21 protein-coding genes and 1 pseudogene are annotated in these 21902 nt (G+C 67.6%); 15 read left to right on the forward strand and 7 right to left on the reverse strand.

Annotated elements, in window-relative coordinates:
* Positions 1–101 precede the first annotated feature (101 nt).
* The 5 genes from erpA to IFU30_RS07785 all read left to right on the forward strand — a co-directional run bounded on the left by erpA (position 102) and on the right by IFU30_RS07785 (position 4136).
* Positions 102–467, forward strand: coding sequence for an iron-sulfur cluster insertion protein ErpA (gene erpA / locus IFU30_RS07765; protein ID WP_064296983.1), 366 nt, complete (start codon positions 102–104; stop codon positions 465–467).
* Between the two features lie 162 nt (positions 468–629).
* Positions 630–1532, forward strand: a complete 903-nt coding sequence (gene ctaC / locus IFU30_RS07770; protein WP_079706003.1) for an aa3-type cytochrome oxidase subunit II — start codon at positions 630–632, stop codon at positions 1530–1532.
* Positions 1529–3256 carry an aa3-type cytochrome oxidase subunit I gene (gene ctaD / locus IFU30_RS07775; protein ID WP_064296981.1) on the forward strand — a complete coding sequence of 576 codons (1728 nt, stop codon included), beginning with the start codon at positions 1529–1531 and terminating at the stop codon, positions 3254–3256. Before ctaC ends, ctaD begins: the two co-directional genes overlap by 4 nt.
* Positions 3257–3261: 5 nt before the next feature.
* On the forward strand, positions 3262–3684 hold the full coding sequence (locus IFU30_RS07780; RefSeq protein WP_064296980.1) for a cytochrome c oxidase subunit 4: 423 nt from the start codon (positions 3262–3264) through the stop codon (positions 3682–3684).
* Positions 3684–4136 (forward strand): GNAT family N-acetyltransferase, encoded by a 453-nt coding sequence (locus tag IFU30_RS07785; RefSeq protein ID WP_085510951.1) that lies wholly within the window; start codon positions 3684–3686, stop codon positions 4134–4136. The genes IFU30_RS07780 and IFU30_RS07785 overlap by 1 nt, the downstream gene beginning before the upstream one ends.
* A gap of 672 nt (positions 4137–4808) precedes the next feature.
* Here the strand turns inward: IFU30_RS07785 and qcrB are convergent.
* From qcrB to ctaE, 4 genes and pseudogenes are all read right to left on the reverse strand, one after another.
* Positions 4809–6437: pseudogene (qcrB, locus tag IFU30_RS07790) on the reverse strand (cytochrome bc1 complex cytochrome b subunit); the annotation flags it as partial.
* Positions 6434–7519 (reverse strand): cytochrome bc1 complex Rieske iron-sulfur subunit, encoded by a 1086-nt coding sequence (gene qcrA / locus IFU30_RS07795; protein WP_085510950.1) that lies wholly within the window; start codon positions 7517–7519, stop codon positions 6434–6436. The gene qcrA and the pseudogene qcrB, both read right to left, overlap by 4 nt.
* A gap of 35 nt (positions 7520–7554) precedes the next feature.
* On the reverse strand, positions 7555–8400 hold the full coding sequence (gene qcrC / locus IFU30_RS07800) for a cytochrome bc1 complex diheme cytochrome c subunit (RefSeq protein WP_192004870.1): 846 nt from the start codon (positions 8398–8400) through the stop codon (positions 7555–7557).
* A gap of 18 nt (positions 8401–8418) precedes the next feature.
* A complete protein-coding gene (ctaE, locus tag IFU30_RS07805; protein ID WP_428844491.1) occupies positions 8419–9048 on the reverse strand; it encodes an aa3-type cytochrome oxidase subunit III in 630 nt (209 codons plus the stop codon).
* Between the two features lie 183 nt (positions 9049–9231).
* Between ctaE and trpD the strand changes: the two genes are divergently transcribed.
* The 5 genes from trpD to IFU30_RS07830 all read left to right on the forward strand — a co-directional run bounded on the left by trpD (position 9232) and on the right by IFU30_RS07830 (position 13079).
* Positions 9232–10293, forward strand: coding sequence for an anthranilate phosphoribosyltransferase (trpD, locus tag IFU30_RS07810; protein ID WP_124769392.1), 1062 nt, complete (start codon positions 9232–9234; stop codon positions 10291–10293).
* A 116-nt stretch (positions 10294–10409) separates the two neighbouring features.
* Positions 10410–11411: a dihydroxyacetone kinase subunit DhaK gene (gene dhaK, locus IFU30_RS07815; RefSeq protein ID WP_192004871.1), complete on the forward strand. Its 1002-nt coding sequence runs from the start codon at positions 10410–10412 to the stop codon at positions 11409–11411.
* A 4-nt stretch (positions 11412–11415) separates the two neighbouring features.
* Positions 11416–12063: a dihydroxyacetone kinase subunit DhaL gene (gene dhaL, locus IFU30_RS07820; RefSeq protein WP_192004872.1), complete on the forward strand. Its 648-nt coding sequence runs from the start codon at positions 11416–11418 to the stop codon at positions 12061–12063.
* Positions 12060–12770, forward strand: coding sequence for a dihydroxyacetone kinase phosphoryl donor subunit DhaM (gene dhaM / locus IFU30_RS07825; protein WP_192004873.1), 711 nt, complete (start codon positions 12060–12062; stop codon positions 12768–12770). Before dhaL ends, dhaM begins: the two co-directional genes overlap by 4 nt.
* A gap of 84 nt (positions 12771–12854) precedes the next feature.
* Positions 12855–13079: a hypothetical protein gene (locus tag IFU30_RS07830; RefSeq protein ID WP_192004874.1), complete on the forward strand. Its 225-nt coding sequence runs from the start codon at positions 12855–12857 to the stop codon at positions 13077–13079.
* A gap of 21 nt (positions 13080–13100) precedes the next feature.
* Here IFU30_RS07830 and IFU30_RS07835 read toward each other — a convergent pair whose 3' ends face one another.
* Complete coding sequence (locus IFU30_RS07835) at positions 13101–13679, reverse strand: TetR/AcrR family transcriptional regulator (RefSeq protein ID WP_192004875.1); 579 nt, start codon at positions 13677–13679, stop codon at positions 13101–13103.
* A gap of 263 nt (positions 13680–13942) precedes the next feature.
* Between IFU30_RS07835 and IFU30_RS07840 the strand changes: the two genes are divergently transcribed.
* From IFU30_RS07840 to IFU30_RS07855, 4 genes are all read left to right on the forward strand, one after another.
* Complete coding sequence (locus IFU30_RS07840; protein WP_342450825.1) at positions 13943–14845, forward strand: ATP-binding cassette domain-containing protein; 903 nt, start codon at positions 13943–13945, stop codon at positions 14843–14845.
* A gap of 30 nt (positions 14846–14875) precedes the next feature.
* On the forward strand, positions 14876–15697 hold the full coding sequence (locus IFU30_RS07845; protein ID WP_192004876.1) for an ABC transporter permease: 822 nt from the start codon (positions 14876–14878) through the stop codon (positions 15695–15697).
* Positions 15698–15760: 63 nt separating this feature from the next.
* A complete protein-coding gene (locus IFU30_RS07850; protein WP_192004877.1) occupies positions 15761–16972 on the forward strand; it encodes a sensor histidine kinase in 1212 nt (403 codons plus the stop codon).
* The gene (locus tag IFU30_RS07855; protein WP_342450826.1) at positions 16969–17673 is read left to right on the forward strand and encodes a response regulator transcription factor; all 705 of its coding nucleotides are present in this window, start codon (positions 16969–16971) and stop codon (positions 17671–17673) included. The genes IFU30_RS07850 and IFU30_RS07855 overlap by 4 nt, the downstream gene beginning before the upstream one ends.
* A 111-nt stretch (positions 17674–17784) precedes the next feature.
* Here the strand turns inward: IFU30_RS07855 and IFU30_RS07860 are convergent, their stop codons facing one another.
* Positions 17785–20157: an ATP-binding cassette domain-containing protein gene (locus IFU30_RS07860; RefSeq protein ID WP_192004878.1), complete on the reverse strand. Its 2373-nt coding sequence runs from the start codon at positions 20155–20157 to the stop codon at positions 17785–17787.
* 166 nt (positions 20158–20323) lie between these two features.
* Between IFU30_RS07860 and IFU30_RS07865 the strand changes: the two genes are divergently transcribed.
* Positions 20324–20917, forward strand: a complete 594-nt coding sequence (locus IFU30_RS07865; RefSeq protein ID WP_164486949.1) for an HdeD family acid-resistance protein — start codon at positions 20324–20326, stop codon at positions 20915–20917.
* Positions 20918–20990: 73 nt separating this feature from the next.
* Here IFU30_RS07865 and IFU30_RS07870 read toward each other — a convergent pair whose 3' ends face one another.
* Positions 20991–21755, reverse strand: a complete 765-nt coding sequence (locus IFU30_RS07870) for an SDR family oxidoreductase (protein ID WP_192004879.1) — start codon at positions 21753–21755, stop codon at positions 20991–20993.
* Positions 21756–21902: the final 147 nt, after the last annotated feature.

Raw genomic sequence — 21902 nt, forward strand, 5'->3', positions numbered from 1 at the left:
GCCGGACGCGCCGCCGGAACCACGGGGTGCGTCCGGCGCGGCAAGCGGTAGAATCTCACACAGGCGTCGACCCGGCGCCGCCAGACCTCGCGAGGAGCATCATGAGCGACACCATCCTGACCGAGACCAAGATCGACGCGGCTCACGGCGTCGGCCTGTCCGACACGGCGGCGCAGAAGGTCAAGAGCCTCCTCGAGCAGGAGGGTCGCGACGACCTCCGTCTCCGCGTGGCCGTCCAGCCGGGTGGGTGCTCGGGCCTCATCTACCAGCTGTACTTCGACGAGCGCATGCTCGACGGCGACGCCACGGTCGACTTCGACGGTGTCGAGGTGATCGTCGACAAGATGAGCGTCCCCTACCTCGACGGCGCCAAGATCGACTTCGAGGACACCATCCAGAAGCAGGGGTTCACCATCGACAACCCCAATGCCGAGGGCAGCTGCGCCTGCGGCGACAGCTTCCACTGAGCCAGATTCTTCCTGAAGGGGAAATTACCCGGTCGCGGGTGGTTTCCCCTTCGTCATTCCGGTCACGATCCCGCACCGCGGACGCGAATGGTCCGGCGTTCACCGCCCATCCCCACTAGACTGGGGGGCGATCCACAGGTGTGTATTCGAAAGGTTTCAGAGGTGCGCTCGACTCGTCGTCTCAGATGGGCTGCCATTCCGGTCGCAGCCACACTCGCCATAGTCCTGGCGGGTTGTACGCAGGCGGAACTGCATGGTTACCTGCCGGGATTCGTCGAGGGCGAATCTCCCGTCACGAACCACACGGACCGCATCGCGGGCCTGTGGGTGACGGCATGGCTGGTGCTGCTCGCAGTCGGTGTCATCACGTGGGGGCTCATCATCTGGGCCGTCATCGTGTACCGACGCCGCAAGGGGCAGACCGGTCTCCCGGTCCAGCTGCGGTACAACATGCCGATCGAGATCTTCTACACGATCGTCCCGCTCATCCTGGTCCTCGGCTTCTTCGCCTTCACGGCGCGCGATCAGAACGCGATCGAGACCCAGTACGAGGATCCCGACGTGGCCATCGAGGTCTTCGCCAAGCAGTGGGCGTGGGACTTCGTGTACGACGAGGCCGTCAACGGCCAGGACGTCTGGACCGCAGGCGTGCAGGCCGATGAGAAGCCCGGTGGCGTCATCGACCAGGACGCACTCCCCACGCTCTACCTGCCCGTCGGCAAGACGGTGAAGATCGCGCTGCAGTCGCGCGACGTCATCCACTCCTTCTGGGTCATCGACTTCCTCTACAAGAAGGACATGATCCCGGGCAAGACGAACTACATGTCCTTCACGCCTGAGCGCGAGGGCACGTACGCCGGCAAGTGCGCCGAGCTCTGTGGCGAGTACCACTCGCTCATGCTCTTCAACGTGAAGGTCGTCTCGCAGGCCGAGTACGACAAGCACCTCGAAGACCTGGCCGAGTCGGGCAACATCGGCGACTACGGCACGGAATACGATCGCAACAGCAACCTCCCCGGCACCAAGGCGCCGGCAGGTCTCGAAGAGCACGGAGACGGGGAATGACCTCCACCACGCTTCCCGCAGGCCAGGCGAGCGTCGTCGGACGCACCTCGGTCGAGCGCAAGGGCAACATCCTGGTCAAGTGGATCACCTCCACCGACCACAAGACCATCGGGTACATGTACCTGATCGCCTCGTTCATCTTCTTCTGCCTCGGCGGCGTGATGGCGCTCATCATCCGCGCCCAGCTCTTCGAGCCCGGCGGCACGATCGTGGAGACCAAGGAGCAGTACAACCAGCTCTTCACGATGCACGGCACGATCATGCTCCTCATGTTCGCGACGCCGCTCTTCGCCGGGTTCGCGAACGCGCTCATGCCGCTGCAGATCGGCGCACCGGACGTCGCCTTCCCGCGACTGAACGCCTTCGCGTTCTGGCTCTACGCCTTCGGTAGCCTCATCGCCGTCGGTGGCTTCCTCACCCCGCAGGGTGCCGCCGCCTTCGGCTGGTTCGCCTATGCGCCACTGTCGAGTACGACGTTCTCGCCAGGGCTCGGAGGTAATCTCTGGGTCCTCGGCCTGGCGCTCAGCGGCTTCGGGACCATCCTCGGTGGTGTCAACTTCATCACCACGATCATCACGATGCGCGCCCCTGGCATGACGATGTTCCGCATGCCGATCTTCACGTGGAACGTCCTCGTGACGTCCATCCTCGTCCTGATGGCGTTCCCGGTGCTCGCAGCGGCCCTCTTCGGCCTCGCAGCGGACCGCGTGTTCGACGCCCACATCTACGACGCAGCCAACGGCGGTGTCATCCTGTGGCAGCACCTGTTCTGGTTCTTCGGGCACCCCGAGGTCTACATCATCGCGCTGCCGTTCTTCGGCATCGTGTCCGAGATCTTCCCGGTGTTCAGCCGCAAGCCGATCTTCGGCTACAAAACCCTGATCTACGCGACGATCGCGATCGCTGCGCTCTCCGTGACCGTCTGGGCGCACCACATGTACGTCACCGGATCGGTGCTCCTGCCGTTCTTCGCCCTCATGACAATGCTCATCGCGGTTCCGACCGGCGTGAAAATCTTCAACTGGCTGGGCACGATGTGGCGCGGTTCGGTCACCTTCGAGACCCCGATGCTCTGGTCGATCGGCTTCCTGATCACCTTCGTCTTCGGCGGGCTCACCGGTGTCATCCTCGCCTCGCCGCCGCTCGACTTCCACGTCTCCGACTCCTACTTCGTCGTGGCGCACTTCCACTACGTCGTGTTCGGCACGGTCGTGTTCGCCATGTTCGCCGGCTTCTACTTCTGGTGGCCGAAGTGGACGGGCAAGATGCTCAACGAGAAGCTCGGCTACTGGCACTTCTGGCTGCTCTTCATCGGCTTCCACACGACGTTCCTCATCCAGCACTGGCTGGGCGTCATCGGGTTCCCGCGGCGCTATGCGACGTACTCGCCCGAGGACGGCTTCACCTGGATGAACCAGCTGTCGACCGTGGGCTCGTTCATCCTCGCCATCTCGCTGCTGCCCTTCTTCCTGAACGTGTACATCACGATCCGGAAGGCTCCTCGCGTCACCGAGGACGACCCGTGGGGTTACGGGGGATCGCTCGAGTGGGCGACCAGCTCGCCCCCGCCGCGTCACAACTTCGTCTCCATCCCGCGCATCCGCTCGGAGCGCCCGGCCTTCGACCTCCACCACCCCGAGGTCGGTATCCCGGTCGGCGTCGGTCCCGCGAAGGACGCGCCTGACGCACCCACGCTCGACATCGACGCCGGAAAGGTGAAGTAGCCGCCATGCGCGCCAATATCATCCTCTTCACGATCCTGACGGTGTTCTGCGCCCTCCTCTGCGCGGTCTACACCGTGTGGTCGCTCGTCGACCCGCTGCACGGCCGGGTTGAATGGGTCGGCACGGTCACGCTGGCTCTCGCCGCGATCCTGAGCGCGTTCCTCGGCTTCTACCTCAGCCGGGTGCACAAGAGCCAGGGCGCAGAGCTCCCCGAGGACACGCTGACGGCCAACATCGACGACGGCGACCCGGAGATCGGGCACTTCAGCCCGTGGAGCTGGTGGCCCATCATCCTCGCCGGTGCGTGCGGTCTGCTCGTGCTGGGTCTGGCGGTCGGGTTCTGGATCGCGATCATCGGCATCCCGCTGGTCGTCATCGCGGTCGTCGGTTGGAACTACGAGTACTACCGCGGATACTTCGCACGCTGATGGTCGCCTCGTTCAGCATCCGCCGTGGTCAGTCCGACGACCGTTCAGCCGTCTTCGCGCTGGCCGGCCAGCTGATCACCGGGTCCATCCCGCCTGCTGCGGACGACTTCATGGCTGCGTACAACAACGTCATGCGCCCTCGTGAAGACGAGACCAACGTGCTGTACGTCGCGGTCGACGAATCGGATCGTGTCGTCGGATACACCCTGATGACGGTGTCCCGGCTGCTGCACGCGGCTGGCCTGACCGCCCACCTGCAGGAGCTCGTCGTCGACGAGACCGCCCGCGGCGCCGGCATCGGTTCGGCCCTGGTGGAGGCGAACGAGCACTACGCCGTCGAGCGCGGTGCGCGCCAGCTGACGATGTCCACCTCTCGAGCCGGCGACTTCTACCGTCGTCTCGGCTACAACGTGACGGCGGAGTTCTACAAGAAGATCCTCCCGCTGGGCTGATCCCCAAGCTGTCATCGATGAGCCCCCGAGCCATGCTCGGGGGCTCTTTCGTGTTCCAGTGCGCGCCTGGACGTGGAGAACAAGCAGCCGGCATGGTGCGGGGACCACCCCGAAGGTCGTGACCGTCACCCTTCCGGCGGGCCAGGCTGCTCACAGTGGCAGCCGTACTCCGGTGACCCCTGCGCACGTCTGATAGACCAGGGGAGCGGTCCCCGGTCTCTGAGGCTGTCGAGGGGCGCACACCGCCGCCCAGAGGACTCAGCGTGCGTATCGAAGAGCCCCGGGCGCAGAGTGCGAACCTGGCCCTGAGCCTGTCGGGGGCGCGCGCCGCCCACAGAGGACTCAGGGTGCGTACGAAGAGATCTGGCGCAGGCATTCCGGTCCCTGAGCCCGTCGAAAGGCAGCCGTAGTCCGGTGTCTCCTCAGTACGGCCACGATCACCCTGGGTCGGGAACGTCGCCCCCGGGGCCGGTCGATCGGCTCACATCGTGTGCTTCCGCAGAGGAATGCCGGTGAACCGCGGTGAGCGAACGCGGATCCCGGCGGGTGTCGAAGGGCTCACCTCATCCGCAGCGGCCTTCGGCGCCCGGAGAAGGGGGGAGCGGGACTGCACGGACGTCCGCTGTCGCACGCGTCTTGCCGCGGCGCAGTTCGGCGATCCCCGCCCCCAANGTGGTCGCCGTGGGAACGTTCGATCTCCGTGTTCGTGACCGGAGCGATCCGATCCTCGAAGAACCAGCGGGACATCGCGGCGCGAGCCTTCTGGACACCGGTGATCTTGCCCTTGGCGTTCGGACGGATCATCAACGGCTTGTGGTCGTCGTAGCTCGCGAGGCGCCAGCGCTCGTACTCGTCGACGGGCTCGTGGACCTCGATGAACTCGCCACCGGGGAGGCGGACGATGCGCCCGGTCTCGTAGCCGTGGAGGAGGATCTCGCGATCCTTCTTCTGCAGCGCCAGGCAGGTGCGCTTCGCGATGAAGTAGGCGATGAACGGTCCGAGGATGAGGATCGCCTGCAGCGTGTGGATCACGCCCTCCATCGTCACCTTGAAGTGCGTGGCGATGATGTCCGAGCTCGCAGCAGCCCAGAGGGCGGCGTAGAAGGTGACACCGGCAGCACCGATGGCGGTGCGGGTCGGCGCGTTGCGCGGACGGTCGAGGATGTGGTGCTCGCGCTTGTCACCGGTGATCCACGCCTCGACGAACGGGTAGATGAACACCGTGACGATGAACAGACCCAGGACGAGGACGGGAAGGATGATGTTGAACGAGAACGTGTGATCCCAAAGGACGAACTCGAGGTGCGGCGGAACCAGTCGGAGCGCGCCGTCGGCGAACCCGATGTACCAGTCAGGCTGCGTACCCGCCGAGACCGGGGAGGGGTCGTACGGTCCGTAGTTCCAGATCGGGTTGATCGTGAACAGCGAGGCGATGAGCATCACGACACCGAAGACGATGAAGAAGAAGCCACCGGCCTTCGCCGCGTAGACGGGGAGGACGGGGAATCCGACCACGTTCTGCTCGGTGCGACCGGCGCCCGGGAACTGCGTGTGCTTGTGCACGACGACGAACACCAGGTGCAGGGCGATGAAGAGCAGCACCAGCGCCGGCAGGAGCAGGATGTGGAGCGTGTAGAGGCGGCCGACGATGTCGGTGCCCGGGAACTCCCCGCCGAAGAGCAGGAAGGTCGTCCACGTGCCGATGATGGGCAGACCCTTGACCATGCCGTCGATGATCCGCAGACCGTTACCGGAGAGCAGGTCGTCGGGCAGCGAGTACCCGGTGAAGCCCTCGGCCATGGCCAGGATGAACAGGACGAAACCGATCACCCAGTTCAGCTCACGCGGCTTGCGGAACGCACCGGTGAAGAAGATGCGCAGCATGTGGAGGCCGATGGACGCTACGAACAGCAGGGCCGCCCAGTGGTGCACCTGACGCATCAGGAGGCCGCCGCGGATGTCGAAGGAGATGTCGAGCGTCGACGCCATGGCGACGGACATCTCGATGTTCTTCAGCGGGACGAAGGACCCGTCGTAGTGGACCTCCGCCATCGATGCCTGGAAGAAGAAGGTGAGGAAGGAGCCCGACAGCAGGATGATGACGAAGCTGTAGAGCGCGACCTCGCCGAGGAGGAACGACCAGTGGTCGGGGAAGATCTTGCGGCCGAACTCCTTGACGGCGACCGAGATGGACGTCCGCTCTTCGAGGTAGTTCGCTGCGGCGCCGGTGAATCCACCGGAGCTCTTCGCCGGAGCGGCCTTGGCCTGCTCAGGGGCGCGTGTTGCGGTCGAGGTGCTCAATGACGCTCCCAGAAGCTCGGGCCGACAGGTTCGTGGAAGTCGCTCCGCGCGACGAGGTAGCCCTCGTCGTCGACGGTGATCGGCAGCTGCGGAAGCGGCCGGGCGGCCGGTCCGAAGATGACCGCGCAGTGGTTCGTGACATCGAACTGCGACTGGTGGCAGGGGCAGAGGAGGTGGTGCGTCTGCTGCTCGTAGAGCGCGACCGGGCAACCGACGTGCGTGCACACCTTGGAGTAGGCGACGATGCCGTCGTAGGACCAGTCCTTCTTGGACTCCTCCTCGACGAGGTCTTCGGGCTTCAGCCGCATGAGCAGCACGATGGCCTTCGCCTTCTCGTTGAGGACGTGATCGGCCTCGTGGAGGTTCTCGGGGATCACGTGGAACGCACTGCCGAGGGTCACGTCGGACGCCTTGATGGGCGTACCGGAAGGGTCACGGGCGAGGCGCGTGCCTTCCTTCCACATCGTGTGCTGCATGAGCTCGACGGGGTCTTCGTCGTACGGCGCAAGACCGCGGAACAGCGCGATGCCCGGGAGCGGGAAGACGATGAGCGAGCCGATGAGGCTGTTGCGGATGAGCGCGCGTCGTCCGATGCCGGACTCGACGTTCGCCTGGTGCATGATCTCCACCGCGCGATCGCGGCTGGCCTGGTTGCCGCCGACCTTGTGACGGTAGTCGATGCCTTCTTCGTCGTGCATGAGGGCCTTGCCCCAGTGCACGGCGCCGATACCGATCGCGAGCAGGGCCAACGCCATGCCGAGGCCGATGAACAGGTTGTTCAGGCGGACCGAGGCGATGTCCTCGGGCTCGATCGGGAACGCCATGTAGGCGGCGACCGCCCAGACGCTGCCGGCGATCGACAGGTAGAAGAGGGTGTAGACGGCGCGCTCGGCCCGCTTGTCCTTCTTGGGGTCGAGGTCCGTGACGCGCTTCCGGTGCGGAGGCAGGCCGGGGTCGACGACGGCGTCGCGGGAGATGACCCCGGTACCGGTCGCGACCTGCAGCTCCTGCCCGTGGGCGGACGGATCGGCAGACGAGTCGGCGGCTGGGTGACCCGAGCCGCTCGAGTTGTCGTGAGCCATGGTGCTCCTTCTTACGTGTTGTCGATCCGCGTCGGTCAGTTCGACTTCGCGGTGATCCAGACGGTGAGGGCCACGATCGAGCCGAGGCCGAAGATCCAGAGGAACAGGCCCTCGGAGACGGGGCCGAGCGAGCCGAGGTCGTTGCCGCCCGGTGACGGGTTCTTCTCCATGAACTTGAGCGCGGTGATGATGTCGCGCTTGTCCTCGGGGGAGAGGTTCATGTCGTTGAAGACGGGCATGTTCTGCGGGCCGGTGATCATGGCCTCGTAGATGTGGGCGGCGCTGACGCCGACGAGCGAGGGAGCGTACTTGCCCTCGGTCAGGGCGCCACCGGCGGCTGCGACGTTGTGGCACATCGCGCAGTTGATGCGGAAGAGCTGTGCGCCGTTCGAGGCGTCACCTTCACCGTCGAGGTACTGCTCCTCGGGGATCTCCGGGCCGGGTGCGACCGAGGCGACGTAGGCCGCGAGGGAGGAGATCTGCTCCTCGGTGAACTGCACGGGCTTCTCCGGGGCCTGCGGGCCCTGGTTCTGCAGCGGCATCCGGCCGGTGCCGACCTGGAAGTCGACGGCGGCGGCACCGACGCCGAGGAGGCTCGGTCCGGCGGTCGTGCCCTGCATGTCGAGGCCGTGGCAGGTGGCGCAGTTCGCGGAGAAGAGCTTCTCGCCCTCGTCGACGGAGGCCTGCGACTTGGCGGCGGCGACGGGCTCTGCGCTGGCCGTGCTGACGCTGACGGCTGCGTAGGCGCCACCGGTCACGAGGAGGCCGATCGCGAGCAGCGCCGCCGAGGCGAACGGGCTGCGGCGGCCGCTCTTGCGCGTGGCGCGGGTGGCCTTCTTGGACGCCTTGGTGGTCGTCGTCTGGGTGGGGTCAGTCTTCATGGAGTCAGTCATTCCGGGTCAGCGCAGGATGTAGATGACGAAGTAGAGGCCGATCCACACGACGTCGACGAAGTGCCAGTAGTACGAGACGACGATGGCGCTCGTCGCCTCCTTGTGGCCGAATCGTTTGACGGCGTAGGCACGGCCGATCACGAGGAGGAAGGCGATGAGGCCACCGGTCACGTGCAGGCCGTGGAAGCCGGTCGTGAGGTAGAACGCCGAGCCGTACGCGTTCGAGCTGAGGGAGATGCCCTCGCTGACGAGCGTCGCGTACTCGAGGATCTGGCCGGAGACGAACACGGCGCCCAGGGCGTAGGTGAGGAAGAACCACTCGACCATGCCCCACTTGCGCGGGCTCCAGCCCGTCATGCGGGGCTGCATGCGCTCCGCTGCGAAGACGCCGAACTGGCACGTGAACGACGAGGACACGAGGATGATCGTGTTGATCGTCGAGTACGGGACGTTCAGGCGACCGGCTTCGGCCGCCCACAGCTCGGGGGCCATCGATCGCAGCGTGAAGTAGATCGCGAAGAGGCCAGCGAAGAACATGACCTCGCTGCCCAGCCAGACGATCGTTCCAACCGCGACCGTGTTCGGTCGGTTGATCCGGGGCGCGCTCGGCGCAAGGTTGATTGAGGTGCTCGTCACCCCTCCATTATGGCCGAAAGCCGGAGCGGTTTTTCGCATTTCGGGGGCGGCGAGCACGCTCGGTTCAGTAAGGCTAGCCTTATTTCCTGACCGGAATCTTCGGTTCTGCTGCGGGATTCATGTGATCTTCGGCTCCACAGGCCGCTCGGGGCGTCGGCGAGTCGCGCTTGTAAGATCGTCGACATGCCTCTCACGACCTGGCCGACGCTCATCGGTGACCTGCTCGCCGGAACCGATCTCAGTGTGTCGGAGTCGACGTGGGCCATGGAGCGGATCATGACCGGCCAGGTGACGGACGCCCAGCTCGCCGGCTTCCTCATCGCGTTGCGCCGTAAGGGGGAGACGGTCGACGAGATCGTCGGGTTCCGCGACGCGATCCTCGACCACGCGAAGCCGCTCGTCGCCCCGTCCCGGGCCCTCGACATCGTGGGCACCGGCGGCGACCGCTTCGGCACGGTCAACATCTCGACGACCGCCTCCATCGTCGCCGCGGCGACGGGCATCCCCGTCATCAAGCACGGCAACCGTGCGGCGAGTTCCGCCTCGGGATCGAGCGACGTGCTCTCGGCGCTGGGCGTCGACCTCGCCCTGCCGACGGACCTGGTGGGGGAGGTGCTGGCGTCGACGGGCATCACCTTCGCGTACGCGGCGGCGTTCCACCCCGGTTTCGGCCACGCTGGACCGGTCCGTGCGGAGCTCGGCGTGCCGACGGTCTTCAACTTCCTGGGCCCGCTCGTCAACCCGGCCCGGCCGGAGGCGTCGGCGGTCGGCGTCGCGCACGCCGACCGCATCCCGCTGTTCGTGGGCGTCTTCCAGACGCGCGGAGCGACCGCCCTCGTCTTCCGGGGCGACGACGGACTCGACGAACTGACGACGACAGGGCACAGCCACCTCTGGGAGGTCACCCGCGGAGCCGTCACCGAGCACGACCTGGATCCCCGGGAGCTCGGCATCCGCCGTGCGTCGATCGACGATCTCATCGGCGGTGACGCCCAGCACAATGCCGGTGTCGTGCGCGCCACGCTCGCCGGCGAGGAGGGTCCGGTCCGCGACATCGTCCTGCTGAACGCCGCGGCCGGGATCGTGGCGTTCGAACTGTCGGAGGATCCGACGCAGGCCCAGCGGCCGATCCTCGAGCGGTTCGCCGCCGCACTCGTGTCCGCCGCGGCCGTCATCGACTCGGGTGCGGCGACCGCGACCCTCGACGCCTGGGTGGACGCCACCCGCACGCTCGGCTCGCGCTGATCCGCGCCGTGGCCGGGTCTTCCGGCCCTACCGGCGGTGGGCCGCAGCGCGTAGGTTGAGACCCGATGCCGGCGTACCCGGTCGGCGGACCCGAACCGATCTTGCAGGAGGATTCAATGAAGAAGCTCATCAATGATCCCAAAGACGTCGTCGTCGAGGCGGTGGCCGGATTCGGCGCCGCGCACTCCGACCTCGTCACCGTGTCGCTCGACCCGGTGTTCATCGCCCGAGCCGATGCCCCGGTCGCCGGGAAGGTGGGGATCGTGAGCGGCGGCGGCAGCGGGCACGAGCCCCTCCACGGCGGGTTCGTCGGATTCGGGATGCTCGACGCCGCCGTACCCGGCCCGGTGTTCACCTCGCCCACTCCGGACCCCATCCTCGCCGCCACGAAGGCGGTGGACGGTGGTGCCGGCGTCCTGCACATCGTCAAGAACTACACAGGCGACGTCCTCAACTTCGAGACCGCGGCCGACCTCGCGCTGGCCGAGGGCATCGAGGTGCGCTCGGTCATCGTCGACGACGACGTCGCGGTGAAGGACTCGCTCTACACGGCGGGGCGACGGGGTGTCGCCGGCACCGTCCTCGTGGAGAAGCTCGCCGGCGCACGTGCCGAGGTCGGGGGAGGACTCGACGAGGTCGCCGACCTCGCGACGAAGGTCAACGAGCGCACCCGCACGATGGGCGTGGCACTCACCCCGTGCGTCGTCCCGCACGCGGGCGAGCCGAGTTTCACCCTGGCCGACGACGAGATCGAGATCGGCATCGGGATCCACGGTGAGCCCGGCCGCGAACGCATCCCACTGGAGCCCGCCGACCGGATCGTCGACCGGTTGCTCGCCGCCATCCTCGAAGACCTTCCGTACGCCCCGGGCGAGCGGGCCCTCGTCCTGGTGAACGGGATGGGCGGGACGCCGCAGGTCGAGCTCTTCATCGTCTTCCGCCGCGTGGCCGAGGCGCTCGCGGAGCGCGGGATCGAGGTGGCACGGTCGCTCGTGGGAAACTACACGACCAGCCTCGAGATGCAGGGTGTGTCGATCACCCTCTTGAAACTCGACGACGAACTGATCGAATTGTGGGACGCCCCGGTGCAGACCGCGGCGCTCCGGTGGGGACGGTAGACGGATGGGATTGGACGGAGCCTGGGCGATCGCCTGGATGCGGGGGAGTGCGGCGGTCGTCGCAGAGCATCGGGTGGAGCTGATCACGCTCGACCGCGACATCGGGGACGGCGACCATGGCGAGAACCTCGACCGCGGGTTCTCCGCGATCCTGCCGAAGCTCGACGAGCAGCCTGCTGATGCGACGCCCGCCGACATCCTCAAGCTCGCCGCGACGACGCTCATCTCGACCGTCGGAGGCGCGAGCGGCCCGTTGTACGGCACCGCGCTGCTCAAGGCGTCGATCGCCGTGGCCGGCCAGGAGGACCTCGACGCCGATGCCGTCGTCGCCCTGCTGACGGCGGCACGCGACGGGATCGTGCTCCGTGGCAAGGCCGAGGTCGGCGACAAGACCATGATCGACGCGTGGACACCCGCCGTGGACGCTGCCTCAGCGGCGGCGGCAGCGGGGGATTCGCCCGCACGGGTGCTGGCCGCCGCCGCGGACGCCGCGTGGGGTGGCGCCGCCGCGACCGAACCGCTCGTCGCCCGCAAGGGGCGCGCCAGCTACCTCGGAGAACGGGCCATCGGGCACCGCGACCCTGGGGCGCAGTCCACCTCCTATCTCCTGCAAGCGGCGGCCGCCGCCGCCGCTGGGGAGGGTGCTGCATGAGCGGGGGAGCCGTCGGCCTCGTCTTCGTCTCGCACAGCGCGCTGATCGCGGAGGGGCTCATCGCCCTGGCGCGGCAGATGGCGCCCGACGCGGCCCTCGCCGCAGCCGGCGGTACCGATGAGGGAGGGATCGGCACGAGCTTCGAGCTGGTCTCCGCCGGAATCGCCGCCGTGGACTCCGGGGCCGGGGTGGTGGTGCTGTGCGATCTGGGATCGGCGATCCTGACCGCTGAGACGGCACTCGACTTCCTCGACGACGACGTCCGAGGCCGGGTACGCATCGTCGACGCCCCGCTCGTCGAAGGCGGGGTCGCCGCAGCGGTGGCCGCGCAGACCGGCGCGTCGCTCGACGAGGTCGTGGACGCCGCGCGGTCTGCAGCCGGCGGTGACCCTGCCCAGCACGGCGCCGACGAGGCGACTCGGGCGGGTGGGTCCGACGACCCGACAGCGCCCCACGCCGCAGCCTCCGTGACCCTGCGGAACAAAGACGGGCTCCACGCTCGACCCGCTGCGGAGTTCGTGAAGCTGGCGAGCACGTTCGCGGCCAAGGTGGTCGTGAACGGGAAGGACGCCAAGAGCCTGCTCGGGATCATGTCACTGGGCCTCGTCAAAGGGGCGGTCGTGGAGCTGCAGGCGGACGGTCCGGACGCGAAGGATGCCATCGGGGCACTGGCGTCGCTCATCGAATCCGGCTTCGGAGAGGTCTGACGGGTCGAGCTCGGGGCGGAAGCAGGTCGGCGACCCGGGCGCAACGGGGTGGTCGACGCCGGCGGTCGGCGTAGCATGACCCGCATGAACGAGCAGACGAAGACGTCGGACACCGAAGACCGCCAGTGCACGGTCTGTGGCCATCCGCTCGCCGAGCACACCTTCGACCGTTCCTCCAGGCACGATCACTTCATGACCTGCCCGACGGGGGAGCGGCTTCCGGACCCGGCGCAGTCCGCCATCCCGGTCAACGAGTTCGGGATGCCGCTCTGGGACCAGGACCCCGATCGACCTGCTCCGTCGGCCTGACGACCGCGGTGGTCTGCGCCGTCAACCGAGGAGGAGCAGCGACCGGACGGCGACGCTGACACCCGTTGTGCTCGACGCCGGCGTCTCGTGCAGTGCGCTGCCGTCGACGAGCCAGCGCACCCATCGGACGAGCTGCTCCGGCGTGGCGTCGGAGCGGGCTGCGCTGGTGCGAACCGCCTCGGTGATGTGGTCGAGGAGGAAGCGGTCGACCATGTGCCGCTCGACGTCGAGGACGGCCGCCACGTCGTGGAGATGCGCCATGCCCTGGACCGCGCGAGCGAAACCGACCGTCTGATCGGCAGCCCGTTGGCGGTCGAGTGCGCCGAGATAGGTGGTCAACGCAGGGCGCCCAGGCCCGGCGCGCGTGGCGAGGTGCAGTTGCTCCTCGGTCCAGGCGGCGCTCACGCGCAGCAGCGTGACCAGGATGTCGAGCTTGGTGGGGAAGTAGTGGAACAGGGTCCCCGAGGAGATGTCCGCCGCTCGGCAGATATCAGCCGTCGACGTGGTCTCATACCCCTCGGTGGCGAAACAGCGGTAGGCCGCAGCGAGGATCGCGGTCTGGCGCGCGGTGAACCGCTGTGGGTCGACGATTCTCGGCATGACTGCTCCCGTATTCCTAGTGCACCTACTCTAGAGCACGCACTCTATCAATTCGGTCCAGGTCAGAGCTGACTTCCCCGTCAATGCGATCATGTCGCGCAGCTCGGAGCGCGAGGCGGTGCTCCCTCGCGGCCGGACGCTCGGCGAGCAGGTCGCCGCGGAGTGCGACGACGATGATCAACCCCTGGTTGGCAGTCGCCGACGCACACGCGTCCGTAGCGTCGATGGCACGAGGTGACCGCTACGAGCAGGAGGAAGACGCTGTGACGATCGACGTGGAGGGGCTGACCAAGGCCTACCGAGGCACGTACGCGGTGCGCGATGTGAGTTTCAGTGTCCAATCGGGCAAGGTCACCGGGTTCCTGGGGCCGAACGGCGCCGGCAAGTCCACGACGATGCGTTCGATCGTCGGGCTCGACCGTCCCACCGCTGGTCGTGCATGTATCGACGGCTCTGAGTACCGGGCGTTCGCCGCGCCGCTGCGCGAGGTCGGTGCTCTACTGGACGCGAGGGCGGCGCACCAGTCGCGGTCGGCGCTGAACCACCTCGCCTCGATCGCGGCGACGCACCGCATCCCGCGCTCGCGCGTCGACGAGGTGCTCGAGGCGACGGGTCTCAGCGCGGTCGCCAGGAAGAAGGTCGGCGGGTTCTCCCTGGGGATGGGTCAGCGCTTGGGGATCGCCGCGGCACTGCTGGGCGATCCGGGCACGCTCATCCTCGACGAGCCGGTCAACGGCCTGGACCCCGAGGGCGTGACCTGGGTCCGGGAGCTCCTGGCCCGGCTGGCGGCCGAGGGGCGGACGGTGTTCCTGTCCTCGCACCTCCTGAACGAGCTCGCGCTCATCGCGGACCACGTGATCATCATCGGTCGCGGCGAGATCATCGCGGACGCTCCCATCGGTTCGCTCACCGAGCAGGGAGACGGTCGTGTCCGTGTTCGCACCCTCGATGCGCCTGCACTCACTCGCCGGATCACCTCAGCGGGGGCGACCGTCACGTCGAGCGAGCCGGGCGAGCTGGACGTGGAGGGCCTCTCCGCGGAGCAGATCGCCCGTGCCGCGCACGAGGCGGGGATGCTGATCACCGAGCTGACGCCCCTGCGCCAGACCCTCGAAGAGGCCTACAACCGACTCACCCGCGACGCGCAGGAATTCGTCTCCGCCTGACGTCGCGCCCCCCTCGAAAGGACCATCCTCATGAGCACCACCACCGACATGGCCACGGCACCCGTCGTGCGGCGCTTCCCCGCAGGCGAGGTCAGCCTCGCCGGCACGATCGTCTCCGAATGGATCAAGTTCCGTGGACTCGCCTCGAACCACGTCCTCGCAGGATTCGCGTTCCTGCTGCTGACCGCGAACGGGATCGCGATGCCCTGGGCGTACGTCTTCCGCGACCGCGGGTCACCGAAGGCGAACTACGACGCCTACCCCGAGATGATCGTCGACAAGACCGGTTACGTCGGGATCGTCCTCGCGGTGCTCGCCGTCCTGATGATCACGAACGAGTACCGGTCCGCGCAGATCGGCACGACACTGCTCGCGGTTCCGCGGCGGACGGCGGTGCTCGTCGCGAAGGCCTCGATCATCGCGGGTGTCTCGTTCCTCATCGGTGTCGTCAGCTCAGCCGTCGGGTTCGTCCTCGCGCCCATCATCCTGGCCGGGGGCGGATACGGCTATGTGCTGGAGACACCCGAGCTGGCGCGGTTGGTGCTCGGATCCGGGCTCTACCTGGCGGCCCTCAGCATCCTCGGAATCGCACTCGGCACCATCATCCGCAACGTCGTCGCCGCGGTGCTCGCGACGATCGTGCTTCTCCTCATCGTGCCGGTGATCCCGCAGATCTTCTCCGAATACGGCACCGAGATCACCCGCCTCTTCCCGATCCAGGCCGGCTCCCTGCTCCTCGCCCCGACCGGTACGGACCCGATGGGACCGTGGACCGGGTATGCCGTTCTGCTGATCTGGACGCTGGCGTCGTTCGTCGTCGCAGCGATCACGTTCTTGCGCCGCGACGCCTGAACGGTGCTCACGAGGGGCGCGAGGGAGAATGGGAGCCGAGCTCAGCGTGGAGGTGGCAAGGGTATGAGTGCGATCCGGCCGGTCGTGGACGCCGCGGAGGTCGACCGTGTCCTCGGCACACGCGTGCTGCGCTGGTTCAGCGCCCACCAGCGTGTGGTCGACGCACTGGTCGCTGTGACCTGTCTCCTGGTCCAGGCGCTCGGGCTGGTCCTGCCGGGTGCGCAATCGCTCTGGCCGGGGTTGCCGTTGGTGATCCTCTCGAGCGCGCTCCTGTTGTGGCGGCGTCGGTATCCGCGGGCGATCCTCGTCGCCGTCGCGCTCGCGAACACGGCGGGTGTGCTCCTGCCCGCCCCCGTCGCACCGGTGACGCTGCCCGCCGCCGTCGCGCTGTATACGGTAGCCGCCATGCTGCCCACCAGAACTGCTCTGTCGGGCTATGCGGTCCTCGTGGGGCTCCCTGCGGCGGGACTGCTCGTCCGTCTACTCATGACGGGGTCGTCCCAGGCCCCGTCGTTGCAGGAACCGCTGGCGCTGCTCGCTCTAGCCGCAGGTGTCGCCGCCCGCGGTGTGACGCAGCGACGAGCGGCCCTCACGCAACTCGTGAACCAACGACTCACCACGGCGCGGGTGGTGGAGCGGCAGCGGATCGCCGCGGAGATGCACGATGTCGTCGCCCACTCGCTGTCGACGATGATCTCCCTCGCGGACGGGGCGTCCAGCGGCTGGGAACGGCACCCCGAGCGGTCGGCACGAGCGCTCGCGCAGCTGGGTGGTGTCGGGCGCGGCGCGCTGGGCGAGATGAACCGCGTCCTGCAGGTACTCCGAGAGGGGGATGCGGTGCTGGATCAGCGTCTGCACCGGTCGGGACACAACGTCTCCGACGTGGAGGAGATCGTCGAGGTCTTCCGCAGCACCGGCATGCCCGTCACACTCACCCGTTCCGGCGGGGCCATGCCGGAGCAGCCCGCTCTGGTGACGACGGTGTACCGGATCGTCCAGGAGTCGCTCACCAACGTGTTGCGGTACGCCGTCGACCCCACGCGGGTCGAGGTCGGCATCGACGTGGCGCCCGGCACCGTCGCGGTGCGGGTCACCGACGACGGCCGCATCGACACCCACCGAACTCGAGCTCCGAGCCAGGGGAGTGGGCAGGGGCTTCCGGGTATCGCCGCTCGAGCCGCGGCGTACGGCGGCACGAGCGAAGCAGGGCCCTGCGCGGGCGGGGGCTGGTCGACGAGCGCGACGCTGCACATCGACCGAGGAGCAGCGACGTGAGCACGACCAGTCCCTCGATCATCAACGTGCTGGTGGTGGACGACCAGGAACTCGTCCGGGTGGGCAGCGCGCTGACCCTGGAGTCCGCGCCGGACATCGAGGTCGTAGGGGAGGCGGCGACGGGTGAGGAGGCGATTCGGCGTGCACGGGAACTGCGACCGGACGTCGTCCTCATGGATGTGCGGATGCCCGGGATGGGAGGTGTCGAAGCGACCAGGATCATCACCACGGTCCACCCGGCCACACGCGTCCTCATCCTCACCACCTTCGACATCGACGAGTACGCGTTCGGGGGCCTCGACGCCGGCGCCAGCGCCTTCCTGCTGAAGAGCACCCCACCAGACCGGTTGCAGGAGGCTGTTCGGACGATCCATGCCGGTGATGCCGTCGTCGAACCCAGGATCACGAAGCGACTCATCGAGCACTATGCCTCCGGTGGACGGTCGCGCGAGCACGGGGGAGCAGGTGGGACAGCCCACCCGCTGGACCCGCTCAGCCCGCGCGAGCTCGACGTGTTCGGATGCATCGTCGCCGGGCTGTCGAATCGTGAGATCTCCGACGCACTCCACCTGTCGCCGTCCACGGTCAAGACGCACGTCAACCGGATCTTCGCCAAGTTGCACCTCCGCGACCGGGTCCACGCGGTGATCCTGGGCCAGGACCTCCGAACCCGAGCCGCGGGGCGGGGCAGATTCAGATGAGTTGACATAATGTGCATTATCGGCTCTTTTTAGCCCGCCGCGAGCGGGGTCGGATCGGGTCACGTCGACCTGCATCACCGACCTGAGGATCGCGGCGACGACCGGGGCGCGTCAGGAGCCGATGTACCGAGCGAGATGTTCTCCGGTCAGCGTCGAGCGATCGGCGACGAGCGCTGCGGGCGTCCCGGTGAACACCAGACGTCCGCCGTCGTGACCTGCGCCGGGTCCGAGGTCGATGATCCAGTCCGCATGCGCCATGACCGCCTGATGATGCTCGATGACGATGACCGACTTGCCGGAGTCCACCAACCGGTCCAGGAGCCCGAGCAGGTTCTCCACGTCGGCGAGGTGCAGGCCCGTCGTCGGCTCGTCCAGGATGTAGACCTCGCCCGAGTCGGCCATCTGCGTCGCCAGTTTGAGTCGCTGTCGTTCGCCTCCTGACAGGGTCGTCAATGGCTGTCCGAGGCTGACGTAGCCGAGCCCGACGTCGGCGAGTCGCGCCAGGATGAGGTGCGCGGCTGGCGTCCGGGCCGGCCCGTCGGCGAAGAAGGCCTCGGCCTCCGTCACCGACATCGCGAGCACCTCGCTGATGTCACGCTCCCCCAACTGATATTCCAGAACGGAAGCATCGAACCGGCGACCCTCGCACACCTCGCAGACGGTCGAGACGCTCGCCATGACGCCGAGATCGGTGAAGACGACCCCGGCGCCGTTGCAGTTCGGGCATGCACCCGCCGAGTTCGAGCTGAACAGCGCCGGCTTGACCCCGTTGGCCTTTGCGAACGCCTTGCGGATGGGCTCGAGCAGACCCGTGTACGTCGCCGGGTTGCTGCGACGCGAGCCGCGGATCGGGCTCTGGTCGACCGTCACCACACCGGCACGCCCGGCGACCGAGCCGTGGATGAGGGAGCTCTTGCCCGAGCCGGCGACACCCGTGACGACCACGAGGACGCCGAGCGGCACGTCGACGTCGACGGCCTGCAGGTTGTGCCGGTCGGCGCCGCGGATCTCGATGACACCGGTCGGTCGACGCAACGCCGACTTGAGCGCGGCGCGGTCGTCGAAGTGGCGCCCGGTGAGGGTGTCGCTCGCTCGGAGACCGTCCACACTCCCCTGGAACGTCACCTGTCCCCCGCCGGTCCCGGCTCCGGGGCCGAGGTCGACGACGTGGTCGGCGATCGTGATCGTCTCCGGCTTGTGCTCCACCACGAGGACGGTGTTCCCCTTGTCGCGGAGCCGCAGGAGCAGTTCGTTCATCCGCTGGATGTCATGCGGGTGCAGTCCGACGGTCGGCTCGTCGAACACGTAGGTCACGTCGGTGAGCGACGACCCCAGATGGCGGATCATCTTCGTCCGCTGCGCCTCCCCACCAGAGAGGGTGCCAGTCGTGCGGTCGAGGGACAGGTACCCCAAACCGATGGCGACGAAGGAGTCCAGCGTCTCCTGGAGGACCGTCAGGAGTGGGCGCACCGACGGTGCGTCGAGCGCCCGGGTCCACGCCGCGAGGTCGCTGATCTGCATCGCGCACAGTTCGGCGATGTTCCGACCGGCGATGCGCGAACTCCGTGCGCCCTCGCTCAGGCGGGTCCCCTCACACGCCGGACACGTGGTGAAGGTGACGGCGCGGTCGACGAATGCGCGGATGTGCGGCTGCATCGCCTCACGGTCCTTCGAGAGGAACGACTTCTGCACCTTCGGGATCAGGCCCTCGTAGGTCATGTTGATGTCGCCGACCTTGACCTTCACCGGCTCCTTGTGGAGGAAGTCGTGGAGCTCCCGCTCCGTGTAGTCCTGGATGGGCTTGTCCGCGTCGAGGAATCCGGATCCGGTGAAGATCCGCACGCCCCAGCCGTCGGGTGTGTAGCCGGGGATCGTGAGTGCACCCTGGTTGAGCGACTTCGTGGCGTCGTAGAGCTGGGAACGGTCGATGTCGTTCACGGTCCCCATCCCCTCGCACCGAGGGCACATGCCGCCGGTGATCGAGAAGCTCCGCCGTTCCTTCGTGCTCTGTCCCCCGCGCTCGATGGTCACCGCTCCGGCGCCGCTGATCGAGGCGACGTTGAAGGAGAAGGCCTGCGGAGACCCGATGGACGGGTCTCCGATACGACTGAAGAGGATGCGCAGCATGGTGTTCGCGTCCGTCGCCGTGCCCACCGTCGAACGTGAGTTCGCGCCCATCCGCTCCTGGTCGACGATGATCGCCGTGGTGAGTCCCTCGAGCACGTCGACGTCGGGCCGCGCCTGCGACGGCATGAAGCCCTGGACGAACGCGCTGTAGGTCTCGTTGATCATCCGCTGCGACTCGGCGGCGATCGTCCCGAAGACGAGTGAGCTCTTCCCCGAACCGGACACACCGGTGAACACGGTGAGGCGGCGCTTCGGGAGGTCGACGTCGACGTCGCGCAGATTGTGCTCGCGGGCGCCCCTGACCCGGATGACGTCGTGGCTGTCGGCGGCCCTGGTGTGCATCGGCGTCTCGCTCATGGCGATCAGCGTATCCGTCGTCATCGTCGGCGTCTCGCCTCGATCGGCACTGGACCCGCGCGACATGAAAGGTCATGCTGTGAAACACCTGTGTGAATGCGTCACACTGGTGGAACGCACCCGGTCTGCTCGGGAGCGCCGCACTGTCCACCGTCAGGAGCCGACCATGTCCGAATCATCCACCACCACCTACACGCTGAACTCCGCCAAGCTGACCGCGAGCCAGATCTCCGGTGTCCGATGGGCCTTCGCCGTCGGTGGGATCCTCACGATCCTCTTGGGTGTCTTCCTGCTGGTCGCGCCGAAGGCCTCGCTGGTCGCCGTCGCGTGGATCTTCGCCGTCTACTTCCTGGTCGCCGGGATCGCCCGCATCACGCGTGGCGTCGTCGCTCGGGAGCACGGCGGACTCTGGCGGGTCCTCACGATCGTGTTCGGTGTGCTGCTGCTGGCCGCCGGCGTCTACATCTTCATCGATCCGCTGCTCGGCATCGGCGCGCTCGTCTTCGTGATCGGTGTCTCCTGGATCGTCGAGGGCGTGGCCTCGCTGTTCGACTCGGCACCCGACGTGTCGCGGTGGATCACGATCCTCTACGGCGTCATCAGCGTCGTCGCAGGCGTGTTCGTCCTCGCGAACCCGCTGCTCGCCGCCGTGACCCTTCTGCTCGTCACCGCGTTCTTCCTCATCGCGGCCGGCGTCGTCGAGATCATCCAGGCGATCACCTTCGGCAAGCAGGTGAAGCGGGCCGGTCTCGCCGGCTGACACCTGGTGGCAGGACGACGAACGCCCGGTCCCTCGAAGGACCGGGCGTTCGTCGTCGTGTCAGGATCGTCGACTACTCGGCGATGAAGTCGCTCGTGTCCCCCACGTAGCGGGTGTGGTCCTCGGGGATCGGGTCCACGGCGGCCGAGGCGACCTCGGCCGCGAACTCACCCACGTTGTAGAGACGACCGGCCGACTCCTTGCGGGAGCTGATCGCACCGGGGTTGGCGCGTTCGAGGAGGGTCGCGGTGATGGTCCCCTCGATCATGTCGCCTGAGACGACCACGAACTCGACACCGGCCGCGTCGAACTGGTCCTGCTTGGCGCGGAGCGCGTCCTCGCCTGCACGCTTGGACGTCGCGACCGGGACGTACTCGGGCATCGTCGGCGTGGTCCGGATGAAGTGCGCCTGGTGGCTCGTGACGAACACGATCCGCGAGCCGGGGCGGAGCAGCGGGAGGGCGTGTTCGACGACGCTCACCTGTGCGTCCCGGTTGAGCTGCATGGCGTAGTCCTCGGCCATGCCGCTCTCCATCCCTCCGGAGGCGTTCAGCACCAGGACGTCGAGGTCGCCGAGTTCGGCCTTCGTGGTCGCGAACATGGCGGCGACCGAGGTGGGGTCGGTGAGGTCGGCTCCGACCACCAGGGCTTGCACACCGAGGGCTCGCACTTCGTCGGCGAGCTTGACGGCGCGAGCCTCCTTGTTCCGGTAGTTGATCACGACGTCGGCGCCGGCACCGGCGAAGTACCGGATGGTGTCGGCACCGATGCCGCGGGACGAGCCCGTCACGAGGACGTTCTTCCCGGAGAGTGATCCGGCGGCCAGGGGGTTCGTCACGTGAGGGCTCCTTCAGATCTGGGGCCGCTCATCGGCGGCTGGTTCCAGCCAACGACCTTACCAACAACCGGCAGACGGATCCGGTTCGGCGGTCCACCCAGCTGATAGCGTTGAAACCTACCGGCGCACCGTCTCGCGCTCCCCCGG

Origin of the sequence: Plantibacter sp. CFBP 8798, assembly GCF_014841195.1 — a bacterium.
GTDB classification, from domain to species: domain Bacteria; phylum Actinomycetota; class Actinomycetes; order Actinomycetales; family Microbacteriaceae; genus Plantibacter; species Plantibacter auratus.

Bases quoted from the DNA above. Each gene is read 5' to 3' on its own strand.
- erpA (WP_064296983.1), top strand. From the start codon at position 102: ATGAGCGACACCATCCTGACCGAGACCAAGATCGACGCGGCTCACGGC.
- ctaD (WP_064296981.1), top strand. From the start codon at position 1,529: ATGACCTCCACCACGCTTCCCGCAGGCCAGGCGAGCGTCGTCGGACGC.
- IFU30_RS07780 (WP_064296980.1), top strand. From the start codon at position 3,262: ATGCGCGCCAATATCATCCTCTTCACGATCCTGACGGTGTTCTGCGCC.
- IFU30_RS07785 (WP_085510951.1), top strand. From the start codon at position 3,684: ATGGTCGCCTCGTTCAGCATCCGCCGTGGTCAGTCCGACGACCGTTCA.
- qcrA (WP_085510950.1), bottom strand. From the start codon at position 7,519: ATGGCTCACGACAACTCGAGCGGCTCGGGTCACCCAGCCGCCGACTCG.
- qcrC (WP_192004870.1), bottom strand. From the start codon at position 8,400: ATGAAGACTGACCCCACCCAGACGACGACCACCAAGGCGTCCAAGAAG.
- trpD (WP_124769392.1), top strand. From the start codon at position 9,232: ATGCCTCTCACGACCTGGCCGACGCTCATCGGTGACCTGCTCGCCGGA.
- dhaK (WP_192004871.1), top strand. From the start codon at position 10,410: ATGAAGAAGCTCATCAATGATCCCAAAGACGTCGTCGTCGAGGCGGTG.
- dhaL (WP_192004872.1), top strand. From the start codon at position 11,416: ATGGGATTGGACGGAGCCTGGGCGATCGCCTGGATGCGGGGGAGTGCG.
- dhaM (WP_192004873.1), top strand. From the start codon at position 12,060: ATGAGCGGGGGAGCCGTCGGCCTCGTCTTCGTCTCGCACAGCGCGCTG.
- IFU30_RS07830 (WP_192004874.1), top strand. From the start codon at position 12,855: ATGAACGAGCAGACGAAGACGTCGGACACCGAAGACCGCCAGTGCACG.
- IFU30_RS07835 (WP_192004875.1), bottom strand. From the start codon at position 13,679: ATGCCGAGAATCGTCGACCCACAGCGGTTCACCGCGCGCCAGACCGCG.
- IFU30_RS07845 (WP_192004876.1), top strand. From the start codon at position 14,876: ATGAGCACCACCACCGACATGGCCACGGCACCCGTCGTGCGGCGCTTC.
- IFU30_RS07850 (WP_192004877.1), top strand. From the start codon at position 15,761: ATGAGTGCGATCCGGCCGGTCGTGGACGCCGCGGAGGTCGACCGTGTC.
- IFU30_RS07860 (WP_192004878.1), bottom strand. From the start codon at position 20,157: ATGAGCGAGACGCCGATGCACACCAGGGCCGCCGACAGCCACGACGTC.
- IFU30_RS07865 (WP_164486949.1), top strand. From the start codon at position 20,324: ATGTCCGAATCATCCACCACCACCTACACGCTGAACTCCGCCAAGCTG.